The sequence below is a fragment of the Shewanella sp. NKUCC06_TVS genome (assembly GCF_019345515.1).
GTDB lineage: Bacteria > Pseudomonadota > Gammaproteobacteria > Enterobacterales > Shewanellaceae > Shewanella > Shewanella oncorhynchi.
This window is the reverse complement of sequence record NZ_JAHKQX010000009.1, coordinates 14,473-30,627: the sequence shown is the minus strand read 5'-3', so window position 1 is coordinate 30,627 and position 16,155 is coordinate 14,473. Positions and strand designations below refer to the sequence as shown.

12 protein-coding genes are annotated in these 16,155 nt (G+C 45.5%); 5 read left to right on the top strand and 7 right to left on the bottom strand.

Annotation, left to right across the window (positions count from 1 at the left end):
- Positions 1-51: 51 nt before the first annotated feature.
- The 4 genes from KO531_RS11445 to KO531_RS11430 form a co-directional block, all read right to left on the bottom strand.
- The gene (locus KO531_RS11445) at positions 52-2,358 is read right to left on the bottom strand and encodes a GGDEF domain-containing phosphodiesterase (protein ID WP_173497527.1); all 2,307 of its coding nucleotides are present in this window, start codon (positions 2,356-2,358) and stop codon (positions 52-54) included.
- Positions 2,348-3,025 (bottom strand): methylamine utilization protein, encoded by a 678-nt coding sequence (locus KO531_RS11440; RefSeq protein ID WP_173497526.1) that lies wholly within the window; start codon positions 3,023-3,025, stop codon positions 2,348-2,350. Before KO531_RS11440 ends, KO531_RS11445 begins: the two co-directional genes overlap by 11 nt.
- A gap of 443 nt (positions 3,026-3,468) precedes the next feature.
- Positions 3,469-6,627, bottom strand: coding sequence for a multidrug efflux RND transporter permease subunit (locus KO531_RS11435; RefSeq protein WP_219251229.1), 3,159 nt, complete (start codon positions 6,625-6,627; stop codon positions 3,469-3,471).
- 13 nt (positions 6,628-6,640) lie between these two features.
- Entirely contained in the window at positions 6,641-7,879 is a 1,239-nt protein-coding gene (locus KO531_RS11430) for an efflux RND transporter periplasmic adaptor subunit (protein ID WP_168822869.1), read from the bottom strand.
- 419 nt (positions 7,880-8,298) lie between these two features.
- On the opposite strand from KO531_RS11430, the gene KO531_RS11425 reads away from it, so the two are divergent.
- Positions 8,299-8,922 (top strand): TetR/AcrR family transcriptional regulator, encoded by a 624-nt coding sequence (locus KO531_RS11425; RefSeq protein ID WP_219251228.1) that lies wholly within the window; start codon positions 8,299-8,301, stop codon positions 8,920-8,922.
- A 93-nt stretch (positions 8,923-9,015) separates the two neighbouring features.
- Here the strand turns inward: KO531_RS11425 and KO531_RS11420 are convergent, their stop codons facing one another.
- Positions 9,016-9,903 (bottom strand): LysR family transcriptional regulator, encoded by an 888-nt coding sequence (locus tag KO531_RS11420; RefSeq protein ID WP_105251732.1) that lies wholly within the window; start codon positions 9,901-9,903, stop codon positions 9,016-9,018.
- Between the two features lie 90 nt (positions 9,904-9,993).
- On the opposite strand from KO531_RS11420, the gene KO531_RS11415 reads away from it, so the two are divergent.
- Positions 9,994-10,428, top strand: a complete 435-nt coding sequence (locus KO531_RS11415) for a PACE efflux transporter (RefSeq protein ID WP_219251227.1) — start codon at positions 9,994-9,996, stop codon at positions 10,426-10,428.
- A 593-nt stretch (positions 10,429-11,021) separates the two neighbouring features.
- On the top strand, positions 11,022-11,846 hold the full coding sequence (locus KO531_RS11410; RefSeq protein WP_131523266.1) for a transporter substrate-binding domain-containing protein: 825 nt from the start codon (positions 11,022-11,024) through the stop codon (positions 11,844-11,846).
- Positions 11,847-11,874: 28 nt separating this feature from the next.
- Here KO531_RS11410 and KO531_RS11405 read toward each other — a convergent pair whose 3' ends face one another.
- Positions 11,875-12,765 carry a LysR family transcriptional regulator gene (locus tag KO531_RS11405; RefSeq protein ID WP_168822863.1) on the bottom strand — a complete coding sequence of 297 codons (891 nt, stop codon included), beginning with the start codon at positions 12,763-12,765 and terminating at the stop codon, positions 11,875-11,877.
- Between the two features lie 140 nt (positions 12,766-12,905).
- Here KO531_RS11405 and KO531_RS11400 point away from each other — a divergent pair, with 140 nt between their 5' ends.
- Positions 12,906-14,162, top strand: coding sequence for an adenylosuccinate synthase (locus KO531_RS11400; RefSeq protein WP_028761418.1), 1,257 nt, complete (start codon positions 12,906-12,908; stop codon positions 14,160-14,162).
- A gap of 152 nt (positions 14,163-14,314) precedes the next feature.
- Here the strand turns inward: KO531_RS11400 and KO531_RS11395 are convergent, their stop codons facing one another.
- On the bottom strand, positions 14,315-15,295 hold the full coding sequence (locus KO531_RS11395) for a chemotaxis protein (RefSeq protein ID WP_131523264.1): 981 nt from the start codon (positions 15,293-15,295) through the stop codon (positions 14,315-14,317).
- 352 nt (positions 15,296-15,647) lie between these two features.
- Here KO531_RS11395 and KO531_RS11390 point away from each other — a divergent pair, with 352 nt between their 5' ends.
- Positions 15,648-16,079: a thioesterase family protein gene (locus tag KO531_RS11390; RefSeq protein ID WP_168822859.1), complete on the top strand. Its 432-nt coding sequence runs from the start codon at positions 15,648-15,650 to the stop codon at positions 16,077-16,079.
- The last annotated feature ends 76 nt before the right edge of the window (positions 16,080-16,155 follow it).

The window sequence follows — 16,155 nt, the reverse complement described above, 5'->3', positions numbered from 1 at the left end:
ACGATGACTCGTTAGTCTAGCGTCTTTGCATATTGACTTGAGTAAACGCGCTTATGTATCAGAGGTATTTGGATGGTTAAACGCCTCGAACCACAGATCAAATTCAGCCGCTTTTAAGGGTTTCGAAAACACGTAACCTTGAATGATATCGCAATCAAGATTGCGCAATATCTCAACACCTTCTTGTTCTTCAACGCCTTCGGCTACTACGGTAAAACCTAAGCCATGGATCAATTTAATACTCGTATCGACTATCATCACATCTTGGCTATCCGTGAGCATGTCTTTGATAAAGCTGCGATCAATTTTCACTTCATTAACGGGTAAAATTTTCAAATAGGCTAATGATGAATGACCTGTGCCAAAATCATCAATGGCAACAGACACGCCCATGTCACGGAATCGCTGTAATACACTCACCACAGTCTGTGCATCTTTCATCACGGCGCCTTCAGTGACTTCGATACAGAGTGCACCGCTTGGCAGATTATTGTCTTTCAGTAAAATGGCGATTTGATTCGGTAAGCGAGTATCGACTAAATCATGGGCCGACAGGTTAATAGCCAGTTTTAGCACTATACCCCGCCGCTGCCATGTCACTAATTGCTGAATTGCCTGCTTCAATACCCACTGGCTAACAATATCAATGTTGCCTGAATTTTCAGCCAGTTGGATAAATTCATCGGGCGGAATAAACCCTAGCGTAGGATGTTGCCAACGGATCAATGCCTCGGCGCCAGTGCACTGGTTTAGGCGTAAATCCACTTTAGGTTGGAACACTAAATACAATTGGTTTTGCGCTAAACCTATAGGCAAATCACGGATAATCGTCAGCTCACGCTGATACTTTTCATCGGCGCCTTGACGATAACTGACAATACGTTGCTCTTCGAGACAGGCTTGATTGAGGGCAATTTCGGCGCGGCGCACTAACACATCGATATCAGCACCATTACCATCGATTTCGAGTAATCCCGCCCGCACGGTAAGAGAAATGTTTGAGCCTTGGATTGGAAAAGGTGACTCCAACATATCCAATGACTTCAGTAAATGTTCGGGGCGAATACCTTGACTATACAGAAGTAAAAATGAGTCACCGTCTAAACGCGCCAGTAAATCCGGAGTGGGTGCTAATTGCTCTAGGCGACGAGCAAAAAGCAGTAACAAAGTATCGGCATTGGCAAAACCAATAATATCGTTGATATGGCGGAAATGTTTAATATCTAACAACACCATAGCACCGGATAATTTATCGTTAAGATCCGCCAAATGCTGTTTTGCGGCAAAACGATTGAGTAAACCTGTCAAGCTATCGTGGCGAGATTGGTAGACTAAATCCTTTTCCCGCGCTTCAATATCATCGCGCATTAAGGACAAACTCTTGGCCAACACCCTCAGCTCTGCTGGCGCACCTTGAATATTGGCAGGCTGCTTACCTTGACCGATTTTGCGGGCATAATTCACAAGTTGATGCACGGGTTCAGTCAAACTGCCCGACAACCAAATCGCAATCGCAATCGCCAGTGCTAAGGTCAAAGCAAAAATCAGCAGCATATTATTGCGTAGTTGCTGATAACTTTGCTGCCACTTGAGGTTTGATTGGTGTAGTAGCGCTAATTGGCTGCCGTTGTGATCATAAAGTTTGATGCCCATAGACAGATGATCTACGGGAATACTTTCACTAGGCATTTTCAGCAAGCTAGGCAATAAGCTCGCCTGCTCAATTACGCTTAACTTTTCATTATCTGATAAGGTTGAAGCTATTTCAGTGCGGCCCGTTGCCTGATTGACAAAACTCACATCGATGCCCGTAATAGCTTTAGCTTGTTGGGCGACCTTCTCATCCAATAAAAAACCCATGCCAACCCAAGCGATTAAGGTCGGCGCCTTCACCGGCTGCAGCACAAACTGATAGCTAGCATGATCAAAATTAAGGATAGCTAACGCATTATGATTGCTGGTGGTCATATTAAATAAGGATTGAATATCATCCTGAGTGAGTCCGGGCAAACTCGAGGTCAAGAGCTCCCCTTTAGGTGATAACAATACAGCGGCGTCGGCACCAATACGAGAGCCGTGATTAGATAACACTGACTCAATGGTTTCTTGCTCACCAGTAGCAATCGCGCGCTTAAAACCAAAATCGGCACTGAGTACGGACAAACTTTGACTGAGCTGAATACCGCGATTCGATAACACTTCGAGAAACACATTCGCGCCAATATCGAGGCTTTTCTGTTGCTGTAAAAAGTTATCTTTTTCGGTCGCTGTCAACACGGAAAATGCCGTGGCAAATTGCACTAACGTCAGCACAATAAAGAAAACTAAAATCAGCCGAGCGCGAAAACTATTTAGCATGTAATGGCTTACCTTCAGAATCGTAGTGACCAAATCCCGACGGCGGAGCCGACGGTTTAGCTTGACGCTCAATGTCTAAGGACAGACTGAGTTGATTAGGACCATTAACTATCAGTAAATCCGTTGGGTCTGATGCCGCCTTCTGCCATGGATGCCAGCGCTTAACTTTATATTGACCGGCGATAAGTCCCTTAAACTGGATCTCACCTTTTTCGTCCGTCACCGCGACAATAGGGCTATCTGCCACATAGATAAATGCCTGCATATAATCGTGAATATTACAGCCAAGCGCGACCAAACCGGGTTTATCAAACTGAATCGGCGCTTCGGCCTGACCCACATACAATTTAAGTTCGAAAGGTTTAGCTTCTGAAAAAGAATACACATGGTGGCGAGTACGATCTAAGTTGGGGAAATCCACCTTTGCACCTTTAGGCACCGCCAGTACAAAGGGGATAAAGGTTCGATTTTTTTGCGACATTTCATAATGTTCGACAGGTATCGCATTATCGGGCATCACTGCAGGGATCAGCTCCACGACAGTATCGGCAATGGCCTGTTGTTGCAGATCTACTACATTAATATTGAGTTCAGCAGCCATGACTTGAGGCGTGAAATAGATCAAAACGCAAAGTACTAACGCATATAAAACGCGATATAGGATCATCCGTTACCTCGGGCATAGTGATGCAAGGCCAACAAGTACCTTAGCTGAGTTCTGCGTAAAAAAACGATCTAGATTCATCTAGCATTGTACATTACTAATGTATTGAATAATCATCAAATTATATAGAAAAGTCGTAAAACAGTAACCATTCTAATCATACTGTGATAATGACGCGCTCAAGTGGCAATAAGTTATAAGCTAACAGAATGGTCCGGTAATAGTTATTCATTGTTTCTTATTGATGATCCAGAAAATACCAACGATATTCCTCATTTCTGGTTTTAGTTTTAATCTGGCGAGCAATACCATCACTAAACATCAATTGACCTAATGTTAATTAACCCCAGCTAAAGATAGTCAAATCTAATCGCTCTCGCCGTGAATAAACAAAAAAGGCCTACTCAATGTAGACCTTTCATGTATTTTTCAACTAGAAAACAAGCTTAACCGACTGTTATCTCTTTATGCTCATCGGCTTTTTTACCGCCTCTCTTTGCTAAGGCATAGTAAAACAGCGGCGTTAGGATAAGACCAAATACAGTCACCCCAATCATACCGGCGAATACTGCCACCCCCATGGCTTGGCGCATCTCGGCGCCCGCGCCAGTGGAGAACACCATAGGCACCACTCCCATAATAAAGGCGATAGATGTCATCAAGATAGGACGTAAACGTAATCTTGCTGCCTCTAATATCGCCTCCATAGGTGCCATACCATGGTCTTGTTTCTCCTTTGCAAACTCGACAATCAAGATAGCGTTCTTAGTCGCCAGCCCCACCAGCACTATCAGGCCAATTTGGGTGAAGATGTTATTATCCCCACCGTAAATCAGCACACCACTGAGGGCTGAAAGTAAGGTCATTGGGATGATTAAGATAATCGCCAATGGCAAGCTTAAGCTCTCGTACTGGGCGGCTAGCACCATAAACACTAAGATGATCACCAGCGGGAAAACCAAAAGACCCGTATTGCCCGCGAGAATTTGCTGATAGGTCAGCTCGGTCCACTCATAAGTCATACCATTAGGTAACGTTTCAGCCAAAATTTTCTCAATCGCCGCCTGCGCTTGGCCTGTACTCACTCCGAGCGCTGGACCACCGTTGATTTCAGCGGTCGTGAAACCGTTATAGTGCATCACTCTGTCTGGGCCTGAACTTTGGCTGACGTTGATGAACGAACCTAGCGGGATCATGTCACCATTCAGATTCGGCACCTTTAGCTGACTTATCTGTTGCGGACTTTGACGGAACGCCTCGTCGGCTTGCATATTCACCTGATAGGTTCGACCGAAACGATTGAAATCATTGACATAGGTCGAGCCCATATAGGTTTGTAATGTCTGGAAGATTTGATCGAGCGACACTGCCTGCTGTTTCGCTTTAGTCCGATCGATATCCAGTTCAAGTTGTGGCACATTCACTTGATAGCTAGAGAAAACGCCAGCTAACTGAGGATCGGCCCACGCCTTGTACATCACTTGTTGGGTCACCTGATACAAGGCCTCATAACCAAGGTTGGCTCTGTCTTGAATTTGCAGACGGAACCCTCCTATAGTGCCGAGGCCTTGCACAGGTGGCGGCGGGAAGATGGCAATAAACGCGTCTTGAATAGCAGCAAATTGCTGATTCAATTGTCCTGCAATGGCATTAGCCGACAGTTCAGGACTAGTACGAGAGTCAAAATCATCGAGCGCAACAAACACTACGCCGGAGTTAGGACTATTGGTAAAACCGTTGATGCTAAGGCCAGGGAAGGCAATCGAGTGCGCTACTCCGGGGTGATTTAGCGCAATCTCAGACATCTTCTTGATCACACTATCCGTACGTTCAAGGGATGCCGCATCGGGCAACTGAGCAAAGGCCACTAAATACTGTTTATCTTGGCCGGGTACATAACCCGTTGGTGTATTGGCAAATTGCACACCCGTTAACGCCACCATGCCTAAATACACTAGGCCAATAATGCCGCCAAAACGGATCACCTTACGCACTAACCAGCCATAACCATCGGATGCACGGTTAAATAAACGATTAAAAGGCACAAATAACCAAGCACCAAACAACTTATCCATTAGACGGGTTAAGCCGTCCTTAGGTGCATCATGACTCTTGAGTAACAGCGCCGATAATGCCGGACTTAAGGTCAGTGAGTTAATCGCCGAGATAAAGGTCGAGATAGTAATAGTCAAGGCAAACTGTTTATAGAACTGCCCAGTTAAACCGCTCATAAAGGCCGTTGGAATAAACACCGCCGCCAGCACTAAGGTGGTTGCCACAATCGGGCCTGTCACTTCCTTCATCGCCTTTTGTGTTGCCGCAACTGGGCTTAATCCTGCGGCAATATTACGCTCGACGTTTTCCACCACGACGATGGCATCGTCAACCACGATACCGATGGCGAGCACCAGCCCAAATAGCGACAAGGCATTTAACGAGAAACCAAGCAGATGCATAAAGGCAAAGGTACCGACCAAAGACACAGGCACGGCCACCAGCGGAATAATCGATGCGCGCCAAGTTTGCAGGAATAGCACCACCACTAACACCACCAGCAACACGGCTTCGAGCAAGGTTTTTACCACAGCTTCAATCGAGCCACGCACGAACACTGTTGGGTCGTAAACGATTTCGTATTCGAGTCCTTCAGGGAATCCTTTAGACAGCTCTGCCATTTTGGCGCGTACATCGTCGGAAATCTGAATCGCGTTAGAGCCCGATGCTTGGAATACAGGAATAGCGACCGCATCCTTATTATCGAGTAAAGAGCGCAGCGCATAACTCGTTGCCCCGAGTTCCACCCGCGCGACATCTTTAAGGCGGATCACCTCAGCATTCTGACCAACGTTGATGATGATATCTTCAAATTCAGACAGTTCAGTTAAACGGCCTTTCACGTTAATCAAAAGTTGAAAGTCAGCACTGCCACTGGGCTGCGCGCCTAAACTGCCCGCTGCTGCCTGTTGGTTTTGCTCGCGCACGGCAGCAATAATGTCCGCTGGCGATAAACCCAGCGCCGAGACTTTATTCGGGTCGAGCCAAATTCTCAGGCTGTATTCGCCGGCGCCAAACAAACGCACAGCACCGACACCGTTAATCCGCGCTAACTCGTCTTTGACGTTAAGCGCCGCATAGTTAGACAGATACAACATATCATAACGGTTATCCGGCGATAACAAATGCACCACCATGGTCAAGTCTGGCGATGATTTTTCAGTAATAATACCAAGACGTTGTACTTCCTGCGGCAGACGGGGCATAGCGCGATCGACTCGGCTCTGCACTTGGGTTTGAGCCTTATCCACATCCGTGCCAATCGCAAAGGTGATGGTCAAGGTCATGCGTCCATCGGACGTCGCCTGCGATGACATATACAACATGTCTTCGACGCCGTTAATTTCCTGCTCCAGCGGCGAAGCCACAGTTTCGGCAATCACTTTAGGGTTAGCGCCAGGATAGTTAGCGGTGACCACTACGGTTGGCGGTACCACCTCGGGATATTCGGTAATAGGCAACTGCCAAACGGCAATCGCCCCAGTGATAAGAAACAGCAATGACAGTACGGCTGCAAATATCGGTCTTTTAATGAAAAATTGCGACAACATAGTGTGTTATTCCTTAACCGCGGCTCGCCGTTTCGACCGCTTGCGCCGTCAAATGCTCTTGGTTTTTATCGAGTATTAACTGGGCTTGGCGTAGCGCCTCGAGCTTGTCGCTGTCGACCATGTCCACTATGTTTGGCTCAATTTGCATCTTAGGGCGTACGCGTTGCATACCATTGACGACAATCTTGTCTTCGGCCATCAAGCCTTGGGTCACGATGCGCAGTCCTTGGACTTTTTCGCCTAAGGTCACGCCGCGATATTCGACCGTGCCATCATGACCGACGACCAGCACAAACTTATTATTGAGATCTGTGCCAACGGCTTTATCGTCGATCAAGATCCCCTCATAGGCGCCGCTGCCCGCGGTGCGAAGACGCGCAAACAAGCCAGGCAATAAACTATTGTCTTCATTGTCAAAAGTGGCCCTCACTCGAATTGTGCCTGTCTGCTTATCCATCGCATTGTCAACAAAGTCGACCATGCCAATATGGTGATAATCGCGCTCATTGGCTAAAGCCATATACACGGGGTTATCGCCAGCACGAGGATCGTTACGTTTGTTCTGCGCAGTTAACTTCACGTATTTAAGGTAGGTTTGCTCGTCCACATCAAAATAGGCATACATGCTGGCGGTAGAGACTAAGCTGGTCAGCACACTCTGCCCTGCAGTGACATAGTTACCCGCAGTGACGTTGGCGTAGGACACGCGGCCATCAATCGGCGCTTGTACTTGGGTATAAGCTAAATCAAGCTCGGCGCGCATGAGTGCTGCTTTCACCGAAGCGACTGCGGCTGCAGTCTGACGTTTATTCGACTCACGGGTATCGAGTAATTCGGCCGATACCGCCTTTTGGTCAAATAACTTATGTGCCCGTTCAAAGTCATTAGTGGCCAGTTGCTCTGCAGAAAGTGCGCTAGCAAGGTCTGCTTTTAACCGGGCCACTTCCACTTCAAACACGCTTGGATCGATTCGAAATAACACCTCGCCTTTTTTCACTAAGGCGCCTTCTTTAAAATTTACTGAGTCGATATAACCCGACACCCGCGGGATAAGGGTGACACTTTCTGGCGCCTGTAAACGACCGGTAAACTCATCCCATTCGGTGACTCGCTCATGCAATACCTGAGCGACATCCACCTTAGGTGCACTCGGTGCAGGTCCCTGCTGCGCTGTTTGCTCACCACAAGCTGAAAGGACGAAAGCAGCCACAGCCGTTAACATCATTATTCGTAAAGGTTTGTTACTCATCATATTACTATCCTCAAAGTGGCGGGCATTTCACGCTGTTCGAACCACACACATGCAGCTGTGTTACAAACCAAACCAATTAAATACCGACTGGTAAAAAATATTCTGTACTGGACGGTAATATATAGCGTAAAATGATGCTGTCAACAAATTTATGTACCGAACGGTATTTAACTAGAGGTGTGCACTTACCCTAGGCATGCAATGCGTCCAGAGGCAAAAGGCTACGAGTTTGAACGGCAAAGCATTTTGATGAATATTGAAGCAAACACTGACTAACGCAGATAACATGCTGAACTTAGGTGACACCTTGAATGACTAAGTAGACATATCCCCCCTAAGTCCGTCATCAGTGGCAAGTGTGGCTGGACAGGGACTAAACCCATGTCTATCCTAGGGGCAATTGAGAATTGAGGAGCCTAATGATGTCAACCGTCACCCAGACGCCCTGTGTTGGTCGCCCACGAGCTTTTGACACTGACGATGCATTAGCAAAAGCCTTAGAAGTCTTCTGGCTCAAAGGTTTTGAAGGTACATCGTTAACCGATCTCACCCAAGCTATGGGCATTAATAAACCTAGCCTTTATGCCGCTTTCGGTAATAAAGAACAGTTATTTCTCAAAGCGATAGAATTATATGAACAGCGCCCCTGTGCGTTTTTCTACCCGGCACTGGAACAAAAAACCGCCTATCAGGTTATCGAGTCAATGCTACTCGGTGCGGCAAGCTCTTTGGTGGATAAAAGCCATCCACAGGGATGTTTGATTGTTCAAGGGGCATTAACCTGCAGTGAAGCAGGGCAAGCGATTAAAGACACTTTGATTAATCGTCGCCGCGACGGTGAAATAGCCCTGTGCGAACGACTGCAACGCGCCAAAGATGAAGGTGATTTGCCCGCAGATGCCGAGCCGTTACTGCTTGCCCGTTATATAGGCACTGTATTGCAAGGTATGGCCGTACAAGCGACCAGTGGAATTTGCCCGAATGAACTGCGCAAAGTGGCCGAGCTAGTGCTGGCTAACTTTCCGCGTAATGATGAATCCTGATTCACAAATCCTGATCCACAAAAACTAAACCCCAGTAGAGTACTCACTTAACTGGGGTTTTATTTATGCTTTGCTTTATTTCTGTCCAACCATTTATTTCTGTCCAACCAAGAGTTCTCTAAACAGTTGCCTGAGTCGTTTCAATAATGGCAGGCTGCTTTTATCTTGATGCTGGATCACATCGACGTTTGCATGCCAGCCTATCTGCTCAAATTCTATGGGGACGCGAGTTAAGTTACCCGATGAAACTAAATTGGACGCCATATGCTCGGGCAATAGACACCAACCATGGCCCTGTAATGCGAGCTCCAATAACACGTAATAGTTATCGGCATACCAAACATCAGGACTGAACGCCTGCTGAAAACTACTGGTTTTAGTATTCCGTGAGCGGATGAGTAATTGTCGATACAGTCGCAATGAGTCCATGTTCGGTGCAACTGATTTTGCTAAGGGATGCGAACTCGCCACATAAAGATCGAATTGAATCACCCCAATACTCTCAAAATCTATACTACTTGGCATAGATAATTCACTAAAAATCAATCCTGTAGATGCTCTTCCCGAATGCACCATGTCGATAATATCTATACTTGAGGCACTGAGAAACTCGAGTTCGATATTAGGGAAATCACCTTCTAACAACCGAATAATTTCAGATATTCTCTGTATCGGAATGCCTTCATCCATCGCAAGGCACACTTCTGAAGATTGACTACTAAAGAGCGATAAGGCGGTATGTTTGAGCCTACGATGTTGAAGAATCGTCGCTCTTGCGTAGGGCAGTAATTTACTACCTTCGGCCGTTAATACAGGATAACGACCCGAACGGTCAAATAACTCAACCCCACAGTCAATTTCAAGATTCATCACATGCTGGCTAATCACGGATTGTGCTTTCTTAAGTTGCCTTGCAGCATTCGAAAATGAACCCGATTCTACGGTTTCCATAAAGGCTTCGAGTTGTTCGAGACTAAACATATCGCTTTTACCGATACTATCTAACTATAACTTATCCCTATACTAGATAAAATCATGGCCATAGTCACATTAAATGAATGGGAAATAGCCATGAAAACGACAGAACGTATCTTTAACGCCTTACTCTTTGAAGCGATTGCACTCGCTATTATTATCCCCGTTTCTGCCCTTATATCAGGCAAGGGAACCAGTGAACTTGTCATAGTTGGTATCGCTTTGAGTCTTTATACCGTGGTATGGAACTACTTCTACAACCTAGGATTCGACAGGGTATTTGGGGCAAATCGAGAGCAACGCACTTTGAAAACCAGAATACTGCATACCTTTGGATTTGAAGGGGGACTTATTTTCATTAGCATACCGACCATCGCCTGGTTTCTACAGATAGGTTGGTTGGCAGCCATGGGCTTAGAAGCGGTTTTTTTGATCTTTTTCTTCTTCTACAACACCCTATTCCATTGGTGCTATGACAAGTATCAGCCCTATAAGACTTGGATTACTATGCAAGCCACTAAGGTCAAATAGCGCAGCTAAGATCAACACACATCACCATCAAACGAACCTCACTAAACAATTTAGCGATTCGTTTGATGGCAACATTGAAACTTATCCATTTCAATTTCTTCTACTTATACCAATCACATTAAATATCTAATCAGTTCAGAGCCTCACAGGCATCTCAATCCAAGGCGCATTGACGCAGAAATGGTTATTCCCTTTTAAGTCAATGCAACACGGGAGTGGGATGCCTGTGAGGCTCCCGAAGGGCGGGTTTTAACGCGCTTTATACTGCGTTCAAGGCTTTCGACAGAGCACCACTATGCCTTCAAGCCTTCGCCTTGTCTAAAGCGCGTTGAACTCCCGCTGAATGAACAGATATTTAGTACGATTGGTATTAGCAAGAATGCTAAGCCAGTTCATGTGTTACCCAGCGTAAAATCCCCCTTAAACACAGTACATAAAAATAATAGACCCGCACACAGTAAACTGAGGTTGTTGAAATATCCTATAAACATCACAAAAGGACTAACTATCAGTAATTAATATTCAAATCATTAGTCTAGATATAATTCTTTATGCTATAAAAGCCATATATTAAGCGGGGAGATGGAAGCAAAATGCGTGCAGGGAACAGAATGAGGCTCAGGATGCAGCAGGCATTAAATTTGCCGTCAGCATTGATACTTAGCATCGTTTTATTGCTCGTATCCATTATTTGCAACATGGCACTCGCTAAAGAAAGTAATGCAATACCAGCAGAATCGCAACCTCAAGCCATAACCTTAGCCGCAGAAGACAGTTGGCCACCTTTCGCCAATCAGTTTGGTCAAGGTATTTCCCATCGTTTAATCCAAGCCGCATTTAAACAGTCGCATATTGAAGTGAATAGCTTAGTTGTGCCCTACTCCCGCGCCTTAATGATGGCGGAAAAAGGTGCAGTTGATGGGGTGTTTAACGTCACCCGCGAGAACAGTACTGAGCAACGCTTCATCTTTGGAAACACCCCATTATTTATCGCCACGGCTTCTTTTTATCAAAAGAAACAAAAACCTATTCTGGCAGACAATAAATGGGCTCTACCTAAAGGCACCGTTATCGGCGTGATTAAAAGCTATGAATATGGCGATGAGTTTCCCACATTAGTTAAACAGCAACAGCTCAATATCGTCACCGTCGCCAACCAACAACAGCTCATCAATTTATTGTTGATTGGTCGCATAGATGCCGCCTTGATGTTCGACTTAGTCGCCAAGGAAAACCTGAAAAAAATGGGGGTAGATGATGAGATTATTCCTGCATTTGCTAACCACAGCAGCGATATTTTTTTGGCCTTCTCGAAAGGAAATCCGCAAGCACAAACCTTAGCAAGCCAACTCGACGCTGGCTTATCACAGCTAAAAGCCACAGGCCAATACGACAAACTGCTCTTAGTCGCTGACTAATCCACTATCGCTACAAGCGAATGATAGATTACCGCTGCGAGCGAATGATCTCTTGATTCACCCAATATAACAGCTGCTTAATAGCCTTCGACAAGATCTGATTCTGGCGCACAATATAACCTAAACTCGTAGTAGGGAATTGCGGTAGAGGAGTGACTTTAGTGGTGAGATTCGCCTTAGTGTAAACCGAAAACTCCGGTACGATCGCCACACCAAATCCCGCCTCAGCCCAATCGATTTGCGCGTCAACACTGCCGACTTCCATTATTCTGTAATTCGATAAGTTCAGCGACGGCAATGCAGGATCTAACAATTCGCGGGTTCGCGTATCGTGTCCTAATAAAATCAACGTCGGTTGCTCGGCTAAGGGCGTATCCACAGAGGGTTTTGCCTGCTGCCATTGCTGTAAGTTATCTCCGATTGCACACCATTTAATCTGTTGTAGCTCAGTAAAATGCAGTGGCTGACTTTCCTTCTGCGCAATCACAAACCCTAAATCGGCCTCGGCATTTTTCACCAATTCAGAGGCTTGTGATGAGGTTGTGTTGAGCAGTGAGAAATCTATTCCCGGAAACTCCGCCTTAAAGAGCTGAAACGGCTGGATCAACAATAACCGCGAGATAATATCGCTGGCGGCAATGGTCAAGGTGCCTTTGCTAAGGTCATTAATCGCATTGAGATCCGCCTGACAAATTTGCAGCTCCATTAACGTCTTCTGACTGCTCTCTAACAGGCGAAATCCCGCTTGCGTTAATCGAAAGGGATTACGGTCAATCAACTTGACTCGAGTGCTTTGCTCTAACTGCTTAATATGCAAGCTAACATTGGGCTGCGTCATGTGCAGCGCTGTGGCCGCTTTCCCAAAATGCTTGTATTCAGCCAAAGTCACGAAGGTCTTTAACCAATGGATATCGAGCATAACGCCACCTTTTGCAAAGTATTAGAGTTAATGATAGCCAATGATATATGAAATTCTTATTGGGATGATAACCATAATTAATTTCTCTTATTCAAATGACGGGTCTAGCATAGCGTCTTAATCAATGAGGAGATGTTGTTATGCCGTCGATCGTGGTTGTGGGTGCAAATTGGGGTGATGAAGGCAAAGGCCGCATCGTAGATTATTTAGCCGCGGATGCCGCTGCCAGTATTCGCTTTCAAGGTGGTAACAACGCTGGTCATACCGTCGTCAACGACTATGGCACCTTTAAATTACACCAATTACCAAGTGGCATTTTCAACCCTAACTGCGTTGCAGTTTTAGGCCCTGGCATGGTGATCAGTCCTGAAAAACTCAGTGTAGAAATTGCTGAAGTGCAAGCGGCTGGCATTGAAGTCAAATTATGCATTTCTGACCGTGCTACCTTGTGCTTACCTCTACATGCATTAGAAGATACCTTAGAAGAACAACGTCTTGGCGACCTCGCCTATGGTTCAACCCGTCAAGGGATTGCACCAGCCTACGGCGATCGCGTGATGAAAAAAGGCATTTTAGTCGGCTGGTTAAACCAACCTGAAGTGCTGCAAGAGCGCATTCAATTTATGCTCGACTGGAAATTACCGCAGTTAAAAGCACTTTATCCAAGTTGCGATTTTAATCAAACCGCCGCCGAAATGACCGCATGGTTATTAGAAGTGACGGCACCTTGGCGTCCATTTATTTGTAACGTGACAGAGCCATTAAAAGCATTACAAAAACAAGATGCTAGCTTGCTGTTTGAAGCGCAATTAGGTGCTGGCCGCGACTTAGTCTACGGCGAATATCCTTATACCACATCTTCAAACGTGACTGCAGCTTACGCGGGTATCGGCAGCGGTTTACCTGCCCTGCGTCCAGAGCGCGTAATTGCTGTCGCGAAAGCCTTTAGCTCATCAGTCGGCACTGGCACGTTAGTGACGGCAATGGAAGAGCAAGACGCCTTCCGCGAAAATGCCAACGAGTTTGGTGCAACGACAGGCCGTCCACGTGACATGGGTTACTTCGACGCTGTTGCCACCCGTAATGGTGTTGAGCTACAAGCAGCAACCGAAATTGCCCTGACTAAGATTGATTGTCTTTCTGGCATGAAAGATCTGAAAATCTGTGTTGCCTATGCAGGTGAACACACCGAGAACCCAATTTGGCCACAAACTGCTGCGTTAAGCCCAGTGTATGAGCAAATGCCAAGCTGGAGCGAAGATATTACTGGTTGTCGCACCTTCGAAAGCCTGCCAGTCGCCGCACAACAATATGTTGAACGTATTGAAGACTTAATGGGTGTACGCGTTAGCATGGTTTCTGTTGGACCAGAGCGCGATCAAATGATCATTCGCTAGTAAACAACGTTTACCCTACAAAAAAGCCATATTCGCCTCGGTGAATATGGCTTTTTACTTTGATATGGTTTGTCATTGAAGAATCACTCAAGACGTTGATAGCGATGACTCGAATATCCCATATTCAAATATCGCCACTAAATGAAATGGCATTACTCTTCGAATACGTATTTATCTATCATACCGACCATACGACCAATTTCTGGTTTAGTAATGGTATCGTTAGCACCTAATGCCATCGCCTTTACGCGGTTATCTTCACTCATTAAAGAGGAAAACATCACAATTGGCATTTGTCGATACGCCTTGGATTCTCTTAAGCGTTTCACCAAATGCATGCCATCCATGCGAGGCATCTCAACATCCGTAATAATGGCGCTGACAAAATCAGAGATCGAAGCATTATCTTGGTCAGCAAGATTCTCAAATTCCATTAGCATTTCAAGGGCATCACCACCATCTTTGGCTGTGATAATGTTGTAACCTGCGCTGCGAAGGGTATTTTCGATCATCTTACGAATAAAAGCGGAATCATCGACAATTAAAATCGTTTTCGCTTCACGTTTCGCCAGCATTTTATCATTGATCAGTACACTTCTATCGAGCGTGACATCGTACTTATCCATACTCAGTTCAGGATTGATATCGGCAATAATCTTCTCAAAATCCAATATCATAATGAGCATGCCATCACGGCGCACTACGGCAACGACACAATCATTTTCACCCGCTTCTAAAAATTGACTCGGCGATTCAACTTGCTCCCACGACACTCTATGGATGCTACGAACACTATCGATTAAAAATCCATTAATCATCTTATTAAAATCAGTCACTATGACCACTTTGTGGGTTAAATCCTCAGGTGTCGATATTCCGAGCCAACCGGCAAGATCGACCAAAGGGATCAACTTTTCTCGCAGCGAGAACACCCCAACCATGTGCCGCTGGGCATTGGGATAATCTGACGTTTCTGGCACCCTAATTACTTCTCTCACTTTAGCGACATTAATACCGTAATGGCACACTTTATGGCCACCATTGGGAAGTGTCTTATGTAGATGAAACTCAATAATTTCGAGTTCATTTGTGCCACTCTCTGTCAATATTTCTGATTTTTTAATTTCGCTCATATAAAGCTCTCAACCTAGCAAATCAACGTAAGAAAGGGATTGCAGTTATCAGTATAGGAAGGGATTAATGAATTAGGCACGATAGTGTGATTTTACTGCCTGATTAGCGTGATATTTTTTGGGTAACAAGCATTTTATCTATAAGCAGAAAAGCGTCCCATAATCGAATCTAATGACTATTTCAGTAGTCACATTGTCAATCATGTCCAGATTAAGCATCGCCGTTGCCGACCTAAAGTAGTCTGCACATTTCCTTTAACAGCGCTTTTGTCTCTCCGCATTAGAGGTTTTGTTTTAAGAGATAAGCCGCTAAACTATTGCGCAATAAAACTATCTAGAATAGCCGTACCCCATGCCGCAATTTAGCCCGACCTTTTCTTTCCCAGTGCAAATCTACTATGAAGATACTGATTTTTCTGGCGTGGTGTATCACCCCAACTTTTTGAAATACTTCGAGCGAGCCCGTGAGCATGTGATTGGTGCTGAGCGTTTAAGTGCATTATGGCAACAAAACCAACTGGGTTTTGCTGTGTATCGTAGCGATATGCTATGCCATGAGGGGGTGGAATTTGCCGATATTATCGATGTACGGACTAAATTTTACTTTGAGAGCAAGTATCGCACTGTGTGGCTACAGGAAATTTGGCGCCCTCAGGGCAAAAAACCTGCTGTCACTGCAACCATAGAAATGGTGTGTATGAATCAAGCCCGTCAATTAGCGCCTATGCCGGCAGAGTTAATCGCCATATTAAGTCTTGGTTTCACATCAAGCGAACAAAGCTAATACTCTTACATACAAGTACGCGCGATTTCCTGAGCTTATTTTGACATCAGCAAAGGCAACAAAAATCACTCAAAGA